Genomic DNA, 10,729 nt, shown 5'->3' with positions numbered 1-10,729 from the left:
TGCCCGCCTACCACCTCAAGCGACGCTGACCTGAAGTCGCCTGTGCCTCCATCCATTGCGCGCCACGCAGCACGGGCGTCAAGGCGGCATCGGGCTGCATCTGGAATCGGACCTGCGCCGTTCGCTGCATCAGGTCGGCATCCAGGTTCACCTGGTGCTGCCCCTGCAGCGCCAGGTGTCCCAGCAGATGCCAGCCCGCCCGGCAATCCAGCTCGATCGAGCCTTGCCCCAACGCCAATGACCAGGGTGCGCTCACCGCCACATCCACTGCCTGCAGGCGCCCAGCCGAACCCTGGCAGTTCAGCCCCGAGCCTTGCGCCGTCAGCGTGCCTTGCCATTGCCCCGCCAGGCGATAGTCCGCCTGCGCAGTCGCTTGCGCACCTGTCGCCTGCACCTGCAAGCGCCAGCGCCATGGCCAACCTTCGGCACGTAACTGCCAGGCCTGGCCTTGGTAACCCAGCTCGCCGATTGCTACCAGACGCCATGGTTGCAAGGTCCATCGCAACGGACCGACCGCCCCCCAATGTTGCGCCTGTCCGTGCCACAGCGTTCCGCTGACGCCGCCAAGCGCGGCCCCCGAGGCGCGCGCCACCCAACTGGCGGGTAATTCCACCAGCACGGTCAGCCCGAACACCAGTGCCATCCACAACAATCCGCGTCGGCTCATGGCTGCACCAACAGGTCGAACCGCAAGCGCCCGGCGTCCTGCTCCAGCCCCCACTGCAGCGGCTGCACGCCCTCTGCCTGGAGAGTCTGCAACCAGCCCTGAAGATGCTGCGCATCTGCGACCTGGCCGCGCACCTGCCAGCGCTCGCCTTGCGGCTCGACCTGGCTGATGTCGATGCGCGCCACCAGGGCCGACTGATGCAAACGCTCAAGGCTCAACGCCGGCCCTCCAGGCAAACGGCCAGCCGTTTGCGCCAGTTCGCGCCATTGCCCCAGCTCACGCCAAAGGCTCAGCCCTTCACGGGTAACCAGCACCGCCACCAGCAGCCCGATCAGGCACCCTGCGAGCACGCCCCGCTTGCGCTGCAACCCGTACAGGTTCATACCGCATCCCCCAGGTCGAAGGTCACTTGCCACTGCAGCGCCGGCGTCCCGCCTTGAACCTCGACACGCGCACCGGCCGTCTCGGCCATTTCACGCCAGGGCGGCGCAACGCCATCACCCTCCAGGCGCAGGTGCCAACGCTGGCCGTCGAAGCGCACCGCTTGCAGCCGCCACTGGGGGTGCTCACGCAGCCAACCCTGCAGACATGCTTGCAGCTCGTCGAGCTGGCGTAAGCGCAGCTGCTGCTGTACCTGGCCTTCCCGCAGGCGCTTGAGCGCCTGGGCAGCCTGGCGAGGGCTGGCATGCTCGCCGGCAACCGCCGCCACCTCGGCACGCCAGACCTGGGCTTGGTGCCACTGCTGGGTCAGGCACACCCCGCCCCACGTACACGCTAACAGCAGGCAGGCCACCAGCAGACCGCGCTGTTGCCGCGACACGCCAGGCAACTTGCATGCCCCACCGCGCTGCTCGAACACACGAGGCAATTGCGCCAGCGACGCCAAGGGCGTCGGCCATGGGCCTTCCATGAATTGTCTGCGCAGGCTTGACCAAGGGTGTTCTGGCAGCTCGCCCAGTCCATCGGGCCAGGCCAGCCACAGCTCGTTCGCCTCGGCCGTCATGCCCTTGAACAGCGTCAGGCCCGACGATCTTCGCCACTGCCAGGCAGCACCTGGTTCAGGCATCGGCATCAACTGGAACTCGGCCCAACAGTGCTCGGCCTGCAGCCCCCACTCGGCACACTGCTCGCGCCAGCCCGCCAGGGCCTGGCGCGCCACCACCAACAACTGCAGTTGCCCGGGTGGGGCGCAGAGGCGCGCGCACACGACATCCTCCGGGTGCTCAAGCAAGCGATCTTCCAGAAGCATCGGCCACTCCTCGCGCTTGAGCCGCGGCGGTGCCGCCACTTGGAACTGGCTGCAATGCTGCGCGGGGATGATCAGCACAACCTGAACATCCTCCTGCACCGGCGGCTTACCTACCCCTTCTGTTGTCGCGCCCCTCGTGTCGATCAGCATCCAATCCCAGACGATGCCCGGCCGCAGCAACAAGCGGGGCCGATTCGCTGTCCGTCGACGCCACTCAAGCATCATGACCGCCCCCAAGGGAGAACGAAGGTGCAGACATAGGGTGCTCCATCACGCTGCAGTTCCAAGCGCACGCCGCGACCTGGGTGCGCCGGTTGATCGGAAGGCCAGGCCAGCCAACGGCCACCCTGGTGGTAAAGAATGTTCATCGCGCTGACCCGCTCCAGTTGCTCACGCAATACCCAATGGGGCGCGCCAGCGGCGTACAGGTCGGCAGAGCTTTCCAGTAACACGCGCTGTTGGCGGACATCGAAACGCAGACGCTGGCGCTGAAGCCGTGAACCCCCTTCGGCTTCTGGTATGGCGGCAGCAGCCACCCACAGCAGTTGCTGGCGGTCGGGCTGCCAATCGAGCCACCGGCTGGCCAGTGGCAGACGTTGTTCATGGACACGGCGCAGCACCGGGCTGTCGAAACGCCGCTCCAGGGCCAGGCAAAAGTCCAGCACACTGGTTTCCTGGGTCGTCGACTGCAGCCGTTCGCGCACCTTCAGCCAGCCATTGACCAGCGCCGAAAGCATGACGCCCAGTAGCGCGGTCAGGGCCAGTGCGACCAACAGTTCGATCAGGGTCAGGCCCGCCTGGCGCCGCTTCATTGGGTCACTCCCATGGTCGCTTTCATAGCCTGATCTCCGCCAAGCCAGCGCCTACAGAACAGCTGATCGCGGGCATCAGGGGCGCTCCAGAAATACGCTGAACTGGCCCAGCGCAAGGCGCTGGTCGCGGTCGGCGTAAAGCTGCAACTCACCCCGGCGCAAGTCGCGCACACCGGTGCCACGCAACTGCAATTGCCAATGACAGGCTTGCCCGCCCTGGCTCAGCACGCCGCCAACCTGGTTAGCGGTCGGCCAAAACTGCTCGACGGTGAAGCGCGCTTGCAGCTCCCGCGCGCAGAGCAGTCCCAGGCGGTGGTGTTGCACGCTATCCTGAACGGCCAGGCGCTGGCGCAAGACCTGGCTGGTGATGACCGCCAGCACGGCGGTAATCGCCAGGGCGACGGTGACTTCCAGCAAGGTGAAGCCCTGTTGCCTGTGCTTCATGGCGCCGCCGCTACCCGCAAACGGCCATCGTGGCTCCAGTCCCAGCGCTGGCTGCCCTCGGCCCAATGCCAGCGCACACTGCCCGGCTGCGCCCAGCCTTGGGCCGTGAACAGCACGTGAGGTTGCGCGCTGGCCGGCCAGTCAGGGCGCAAGCCCTTGGGCCAAGGGTCGAAGGTGACCGGTTCGACGACCCAACGTGCCCCCTCCCTGCGGACGAACTGTGGATGCTGGCCGGTCCAGCGCAACCCGCGCAGTTGTCCGGTGTGGCGTGCCAACGCAGCCTGTGCGCGGGTCTCGGCGGCCAGGCGCTGCAACGCCTGGTCGACATTCGCCCCACCGCTCTCGAGTGAGGCGACGGCAAGCCCGGTCATCAACCCGGCGATGGCCAGTACCACCAGCAGCTCAAGCAAGCTGAAACCGCGCTGGTCCGTCATGGGCTACAGCTCCCAGTTGCCCAGGTCGGCATCCTGCCCTTCACCGCCGGCCATGCCGTCGGCCCCCAGCGAATACACATCGACCCGACCATGCTCGCCCGGCATGCGGTACTGGTAAGGCGTGCCCCAAGGGTCCTGCGGTAAGCGACGCACGTAACCATCGCTGCGCCAGGCCCGTGGCAGCGGCTCCTGCGCAGGCTTTTTCACCAGAGCGGCCAAGCCCTGCTCGTTGCTGGGAAAGCGCAGGTTGTCCAGGCGATACATGTCCAGGGCCTGTTCCAGGGTGGCCAGGTCGGCCATGACCTTCTGGCGCATGGCCTTGTCCTGGTTGCCCAGTACGCTGGGCGCGACCACGGCGATCAACAGGCCGATGATGAAGATCACCACCATGATTTCCATCAGGGTGAAACCGCTCTGGCGGGTGCGTCGTTGCTGCATGTCGGTACTCCTTGTGTTCACAGTTGCAGGCCCTGGTTCAGTTGCATGATCGGCAGCAGGACCGCCAGCACGATGAACAGCACCACCGCGCCCATCACCAGGATCATCAGGGGTTCGAAAAGCGCCATGGCCGTATCCACCTGGCGGGCGAAGCCCCGCTCCTGGTCGTCGGCCACGCGTTCGAGCATGTCGGACAGGGTGCCGCTGGCTTCGCCGCTGCCCACCATGTTCACCAGCAGCGGCGGGAATTGCTGACTGGCGTCCAGGGCGCGATGCAGGCTGGTGCCGCCCTGCACTTGCAGGCGCACCTGCTCCATGGCCAGGCGGATACGCCGGTTGCCGACGGTTTCGGTGGCCACCTGCAAGGCTTCGAGCAATGCCACGCCACTGCCGCTGAGAATCGCCAGGCTGCGCGCCAGCCGCGCGCTTTCCAGCACCTGCAGCAGGGTGCCGATGCGCGGCAGGCGCAGCAGCAGCTCATCGCGGCGCAGGCACCAGTACGGCTTGCGCAGCAGCCAGCCAGAGAGGCCCGTGAGCAGCAGTGCCAATGCCAGCAACCAGGGACCGGCCTGCACCAAGCCCTGGCTCAGCCCGATCAACAGCGAGGTGATCAGGGGCAGGCCTTGCCCGGCATGGGCGAACTGCTCGGTGAGTTTGGGCACCACGAACGTCATGAGCCCGACCACCACCGCCAGCGACACGCCCATCAGCACGACGGGGTAGATCAGCGCGGTGCGCGCCTTGTGCTGTTGCCTTTGGACTTGCTCCAGATGATCTGCCAGACGTGTGAGCACCTGGGCCAGGCGCCCGGAACGCTCGCCGGCCTCGACCAGCGCACAATAGAGCCCAGAGAATGGCGCCCCTTGACGGGCAAGGCTGCGAGCCAACCCCAGGCCCTCGGCCAGCGAGCCTCGCAAGGCCACCAGCACGCTGTGCAACTGCGGTTCGCGCAGTTGGCGCTCAAGCGTGGCCAGGGCATCGACCAACGGGATACCAGCGCCTGTGAGCGTGGCCAGTTGACGGGTCAGCTCACACAACTGCGCACGGCTCAGCCGCTGTCGACGAGACGTGCGCCCCCCGCCCTTGGCACCGGACAATCGACGGGCGAACAGCCCTTGCTCGCGCAGTAGCTGGCGGGCATGGCGCTCACTGTCGGCTTGCAGGCTAGCCGTGTGGGTTTTGCCGGTTAGATCGACGGCGTGGTAGCGGTAGGTCGGCATGGCTCAGCCCTGCACCACGCGCAGCACTTCGGCCAGGCTAGTCTGGCCGCTTGCCAGGCAATCGCTGGCCATGGCCAGCAGGCTCTGGCGTCGTGGGGCGAGGTAATCGTGCATGGCGACTTCACTGGCACCGTCATACAACAAGCCGATCAGGCCTGCATCCAGTTCGACGAACTCGTACAGGCCAATGCGTCCGACATAGCCGCTACCCTGGCAATCCGCACAGCCTACCGGGTGGTAGCTGTCGCCCAGCGTCGCCAGTTCCGGCCACATCTCGCGTTCGGCCACTTGCAGAGGATGCGCCACCGCACAATGGCATAGCCGGCGCACCAGGCGCTGGGCCAGCACGCCACGCAGGCATGAAGCGATCAGGAACGGCTCGATGCCCATGTCGCGCAAGCGCGTCACGGCACCTACCGCACTGTTGGTGTGCAGGGTCGACAGCACCAAGTGGCCGGTGAGGCTGGCCTGAACGGCGATCTGCGCGGTTTCCTGGTCGCGGATTTCCCCCAGCATGATCACGTCCGGATCCTGACGCAGGATGGCCCGAAGGCCATTGGCGAAGGTCAGCCCGGCTCGTGGGTTGATAGCGGTCTGGCCGATGCCGGTAATGGCGTACTCCACCGGGTCCTCGACGGTAAGGATATTGCGGCTGCCATCGTTGAGGCCATTGAGGCTGGCATACAGGGTGGTGGTCTTGCCTGAACCGGTCGGCCCGGTGGACAGCACGATGCCATTGGGCCGCGCCAGACAGGCGCGCAGGCCTTGCAGCACGGCGGCCGGCATACCCAGGTTGTCCAGCGCCAGCAGGCTGGCCTGCTTGTCGAGTACACGCATCACCACCCGCTCGCCATGGATGCCAGGCAGGGTCGAGACACGCACATCCACTTCACGCCCGGCAGCGCGCAAGGTGATGCGCCCGTCCTGCGGCTGGCGCTTCTCGGCGATGTCCAGGCGCGCCATGACCTTGATCCGCGATACCAGCATCGCTGACAGCGCCCGAGGTGGGCGCAGCACCTCGCGCAAGTGGCCATCGACCCGCAGGCGCACCACCAGGCTCTGCTCGAAGGTTTCGATGTGGATGTCCGAAGCGCGCAGGCGCAAGGCCTGGCCGAACAGCCCGTTGATCAGGCGAATGACCGGGGCTTCGTCGTCACTTTCGAGCAAGTCCTCGATGCGCGGCATGTCGCTGATCAGGCTGTCCAGGTCGACCTGCTCGCCTATGCCTTCTATCAATGCTTCGTTGGCCCCTTCGCCCGCCTGGTACAGCTGGCCAAGGCGCGCATCGAAAGCATCTGGCGCCAGGTATTGGAGTGCACTGGGCTGGCCGTGGACGCGCAGCAGTTCCTGCAACTGGCAGCTGTCGGCCCCGTGGCGCAGCCAGAGTTGCCAGCCACTTTCGGCAGGCGCGATGGCGAGCCCCGCGTGACGCGCCAGGCGGTAGGGCAGCATCACCAGTCACCGCCTTCGAGGCGTGCCCGGCTGGCGGGGAACGCCTGCATCAACGGCGTAGCGCTCTGAGCGCCGGCAAGGCCGGGCAGGTTCAGCGGCGTGGTCTGCTGCAAGGTGCGGTATTTGTCTTCGCTCAAGCCAGCCAGGCTGGGGCCGTCGCGCAGGATGCGCGGGCGGATGAACACCATCAGGTTCTGCTTGGTGTTCTTGCTGGCATCGGAGCGGAACAACCGGCCAAGGCCCGGGATGTCCCCCAGAAATGGCACGCGTTGGTCACTGGTGCTCAGCTCATCGCTGATCAGGCCGCCCAGGATCACCAGGCCGTTGTCCTCGACCATCACCTTGGTCTTGATCTCACGCTTGTTGGTGATCACATCGCTGGCGGTGGTGGAGTCGGCGATGGACGAAACCTCCTGGACGATATCCAGGCGCACGCTGTTGTCGATGTTGATCTGCGGTTTGATCCGCAGCTTCACCCCGACTTCCTTGCGCTCGATGGTCTGGTAGGGGTTGGCGTTGTTCTGGGTGACGGAGCCGGTGACGAACGGCACTTCCTGACCGACCAGGATCGACGCTTCGGCGTTGTCCAGGGTCAGCAGGGTCGGTGTAGACAGCAGGTTGAAGCCGCTCTTGCCTTTGAGGGCGTTGATCAGCATGGCGAAATTGAAGCCACCGCCGATATGGCCGATGCCCGCCGTGGCCCCCGTGGTGGCCGACAGCAGATCGCCAAGTGCCTCGTTGTCGCCACTGGCCGCCGCGCCGGCAATGTTGGCAATGTTCACCCCGTTGCTGCCGAAGTTGACGATACCGGCGCCGAACTTTTCATCCGCGAACAGCCATTGCACACCCAGTTCCTGGGCGCGGCTGTCGGAAACCTCGGCGATGATCGCCTCGACGACCACCTGGGCGCGACGGATGTCCAACTGCTCGACGATCGTGCGATAGGCCGCCAACGCGCTGTCGGGCCCCACCATCACCACCGCATTGGTACCTTCTTCGTACTCCAGGCGGATGCCCAGGTCGTTGGCCGGTGCCAAGCGCTTGTCCTTGCCCTCCTCTTCGCCTTCGCCGGGCACCGCGCCGTCCTGACTCAGCCCGCGCAACACCTTCACCACCTCGCCGGCGTTGGCATGGCGCAGGTAGATCACCTGGGTATTGCTGCTGTGCTGGTTGTCACTGGGGCGGTCGAGCTGCTTGAGCAGGGCACGCACACGGTCTGTGCTGCCGCGTACCAGAAGCGCATTGCTGCGAGGGTCGGCGACCACTTGGGTACTGTCGCCGCCCTGCTCCCGGGCCAACAGACGAGTCAGCAACGGCGCGGTGTCGGTAGCGCTGGCATGCTGCAGGGGCATGACCTGCAACGGTTCGTCGCTGACCTGGTCGAGCTGACGTAGCAGGCTGTCGATGCGTTCTAGATTGCTGCGCCAGTCCGTGACCACCAGCAGGTTAGCCGCCGGATAAGGCGTAATGACCCCGACCCGAGGGTCGATCAGCGGCTTGAGGATGCCGAGCATCTGCTCGCTGGCGGCGTTGCGTACATTGAATACCCGCGTGGCCACGCCATCGCTGCCTTCACCTGGTTGGCCGGCGGACTCCACCGGCACCGGCTCCAGGCGCGCAGCCTGGTCGGGTACGATCTTCACACTGCCATTGGGCAGGTCGACGGCGGCGTACCCCTGTGCGCGCAACTGCGCCAGGAAGATATCGTAGATGGCATCGGCATCGTGACGGTCGACGGTGCGGACCGTGACCTTGCCCTTGACCCGTGGATCGACGATGAAGGTAGTGCCGGTGATACGCGACACGCTGTCGATGAACTCGCCCAATTCGGTATCGACGAAATTCACCTCATACCGCGGTGTGCCATCCTCCTCGAACACCTCGGGTTCCTCGGCCCACGCAAGCGTCAGCGCCAGGCTCATGGTCGCGGCAACGCAGTATCTAACGAGCATCTTTCATCCTTGCCGCTTGAAGCCGGCCACGGCGGGGCGTGGCGGCCAGGGCAGGCGTTCACGCCGCCCCTGGTTGTCGAAAATCAGGCCATCGGCGTCGATGTCCTGCAACACGATACCCGGCGCCAGGCGCTGGCCTCGCCCGAGCGTGCGCACCTGCTGGCCGAAGCGCAGCACCACCACACTGGCGGACAGTGGCTGGGCCTTGAGGCCACCGAGGTACTGCAGCGGCAGACGCGTGATGGCGATGGCACCGTCGTTGCCTGACGCCGACCAGTGACCGACCATCAACCCAGGCAGCGGTGTGTCGCTGGCGGCAGGCGGGCTGGCCGGTTGCGGCGAGCGCCCCAGTTGCAGCAGGCATTGGGCGGCGAGCCAGGCGGCCAGCGTCAGGCAACTGCCGGTCACTAGCCTGGCGCCCAGGCTCACGAGGCCACCTGCCGTGGGTGCCAGCCGGGGTGTCCCTGCACATAACGCACTTCAGGCAACTGAAGCGGCGCCAGCTGCCAGCCTGTCGGCTGGTCCGCCAGCCAGGCCTCGACCCGCTGCCACAGTGGTTCGCCGGCCTGGGCGTCGAACTGCAAGCCGAAGGTGCGACACACCCCCTGGACCGGATCCAGGCCGGTGATGCGCTTGCCCTGCGGGCTGTAGCTGACGCGCCATGGCTGGCCCTGCCAGCGCGGCAGGTCCTGGCTGTTGTCCAGCAGCAATGGGTCGCCGAACAGTTGCTCGGCGGCGTTTTCCAGCACGTGTTCGACCTGGCGCGCTGGCGCTTCGACCACCGGGGCCGGATAGCTGCCGGTGAGGCTGATCAGATGCTCACGGGTGATGGCATCGCCCATTGCCACGGGGTAGTCGTAGCGCAGACCGGGCAACAGCACTGGCATGCTGCCGTCATCCGCCAAGGCCTGGTGCAGCAGTTGGTCCCAACTGCCAGCGCGGGTATCGCGGCGCCATAGCGCTTGCGGCGCGCGGGCCAACGGTTGGTCAAGCCAGGCCGCATGACCTGCGCGCTGCTGGCGCAACTGGCCTTGCAACTGGCCTGCGCGCCGTTGCGCCGCGGGTGAAAGCTGGTACGCGAACGCAGGGAAAAAATGCGCATCGAACTGCCATTGTCCAGCTACCTGCTGGCAACGCAGCCGAAATGCCCCACTGCCACGACAACCGGCGAAGAGCACCGGCACCTGGCGACCGCTGGCCTGGGTCACCGGCACGGGTGCGGGCCACAGGTCCTGACCTCGGGCGCACAACACGACGTCAACTTCCTTGACACGCTCGGCCAGCCACAAACCCGGCCCGGTACCGACATCGGCCAGGGCCACCACCAGGTCGGCCTCGCGTCGGGCCTGTTCGAAGGCCGGGCTCAGCGAGTGGTACCACTGCTTCAATGAGGCTTTCTGGTCCTGGGCGTAGGGGTCGGTGACGCCTACCACGGCGATGCGTACACCGCCGCGTTCGAACAGGTGCAGCGCCTCCAGCCCCAAGGCCTGGCGTTGCTCGCCAGCAAGCCCGGCGCCGAGGGTAACGGAGGAAGACTGACGATACAGGCCGGCGCAACGCTGCGGCCAGAGCACGCGCTCATCGCTGCTGACCCGCACCTCACTGCCCAGCAGTTGACTGCCTTGCAGGCCGCTCTCGCCCTGGGTCAGGTAGGCCAGGCCGCTGCCATTCCAGCCCTGGCCGTTTTCCAGGGTCAGGCTATTCCCCGAACCGGCTTGCGCGCGCAACTGCTCAAGCAAGGCGCCCAGCACCGCGTAGCCTCCCAACTGAGCGGCTGACGCCTGGCTAGCATCGAGCAGTGGTGCAAGTTGCGGGTGAGCGACGCTGGCACTGGCGCCAGTCATCCAGGGTGCGCGGCCCAGATGGCTGACTGGCCCTAACCGCGTGGCCGGCACCACGGCCGGGCCCGGCTGGCGTGCATCGAGGGTATCGGCTATGTACAACAAATCGAGGCTGGCGTCCTCGCGACGCGAGCCGGGCAGTGCGGAACAGGCGCCGAGTAGCGGTGCCAGTGCACCGATCCCCATCCAGCTGATTACTTCACGCCTGTGCATGCTGCCT

12 protein-coding genes are annotated in these 10,729 nt (G+C 66.4%); all 12 read right to left on the bottom strand.

The features are described 5' to 3' along the window. Positions 1-7 precede the first annotated feature (7 nt). A complete protein-coding gene (gene gspN / locus C4Q26_RS17610; protein ID WP_027906555.1) occupies positions 8-667 on the bottom strand; it encodes a type II secretion system protein N in 660 nt (219 codons plus the stop codon). After that, complete coding sequence (gspM, locus tag C4Q26_RS17605) at positions 664-1,050, bottom strand: type II secretion system protein GspM (protein ID WP_027906556.1); 387 nt, start codon at positions 1,048-1,050, stop codon at positions 664-666. The genes gspN and gspM overlap by 4 nt, the downstream gene beginning before the upstream one ends. After that, positions 1,047-2,141, bottom strand: coding sequence for a GspL/Epsl periplasmic domain-containing protein (locus C4Q26_RS17600; RefSeq protein WP_041925741.1), 1,095 nt, complete (start codon positions 2,139-2,141; stop codon positions 1,047-1,049). Before C4Q26_RS17600 ends, gspM begins: the two co-directional genes overlap by 4 nt. Then, positions 2,138-2,728, bottom strand: coding sequence for a prepilin-type N-terminal cleavage/methylation domain-containing protein (locus tag C4Q26_RS17595; RefSeq protein ID WP_027906558.1), 591 nt, complete (start codon positions 2,726-2,728; stop codon positions 2,138-2,140). Before C4Q26_RS17595 ends, C4Q26_RS17600 begins: the two co-directional genes overlap by 4 nt. A gap of 75 nt (positions 2,729-2,803) precedes the next feature. Then, positions 2,804-3,172, bottom strand: a complete 369-nt coding sequence (locus tag C4Q26_RS17590; protein ID WP_104883358.1) for a type II secretion system protein — start codon at positions 3,170-3,172, stop codon at positions 2,804-2,806. Continuing rightward, positions 3,169-3,606 (bottom strand): type II secretion system minor pseudopilin GspH, encoded by a 438-nt coding sequence (gene gspH, locus C4Q26_RS17585; RefSeq protein ID WP_104883357.1) that lies wholly within the window; start codon positions 3,604-3,606, stop codon positions 3,169-3,171. Before gspH ends, C4Q26_RS17590 begins: the two co-directional genes overlap by 4 nt. A 3-nt stretch (positions 3,607-3,609) precedes the next feature. Then, positions 3,610-4,044, bottom strand: a complete 435-nt coding sequence (gene gspG, locus C4Q26_RS17580) for a type II secretion system major pseudopilin GspG (RefSeq protein WP_023382061.1) — start codon at positions 4,042-4,044, stop codon at positions 3,610-3,612. 17 nt (positions 4,045-4,061) lie between these two features. Next, positions 4,062-5,264: a type II secretion system inner membrane protein GspF gene (gene gspF, locus C4Q26_RS17575; RefSeq protein ID WP_104883356.1), complete on the bottom strand. Its 1,203-nt coding sequence runs from the start codon at positions 5,262-5,264 to the stop codon at positions 4,062-4,064. Between the two features lie 3 nt (positions 5,265-5,267). Continuing rightward, a complete protein-coding gene (locus C4Q26_RS17570; protein ID WP_104883355.1) occupies positions 5,268-6,716 on the bottom strand; it encodes a GspE/PulE family protein in 1,449 nt (482 codons plus the stop codon). Further along, complete coding sequence (gene gspD / locus C4Q26_RS17565) at positions 6,716-8,668, bottom strand: type II secretion system secretin GspD (RefSeq protein WP_027906560.1); 1,953 nt, start codon at positions 8,666-8,668, stop codon at positions 6,716-6,718. The genes C4Q26_RS17570 and gspD overlap by 1 nt, the downstream gene beginning before the upstream one ends. Before the next feature lie 3 nt (positions 8,669-8,671). Beyond that, positions 8,672-9,097: a pilus assembly protein PilZ gene (locus C4Q26_RS17560; RefSeq protein ID WP_104881331.1), complete on the bottom strand. Its 426-nt coding sequence runs from the start codon at positions 9,095-9,097 to the stop codon at positions 8,672-8,674. Continuing rightward, positions 9,094-10,722, bottom strand: a complete 1,629-nt coding sequence (locus C4Q26_RS17555) for a lipoprotein UxpA (protein ID WP_104883354.1) — start codon at positions 10,720-10,722, stop codon at positions 9,094-9,096. The genes C4Q26_RS17560 and C4Q26_RS17555 overlap by 4 nt, the downstream gene beginning before the upstream one ends. Positions 10,723-10,729 lie beyond the last annotated feature (7 nt).

Source organism: Pseudomonas sp. SWI44 (assembly GCF_002947915.1).
In the GTDB taxonomy this organism is placed as follows: Bacteria; Pseudomonadota; Gammaproteobacteria; order Pseudomonadales; family Pseudomonadaceae; genus Aquipseudomonas; species Aquipseudomonas taiwanensis.
The sequence above is the reverse complement of the archived record's forward strand: the minus strand, read 5'-3'. Positions and strand labels throughout refer to the sequence as shown.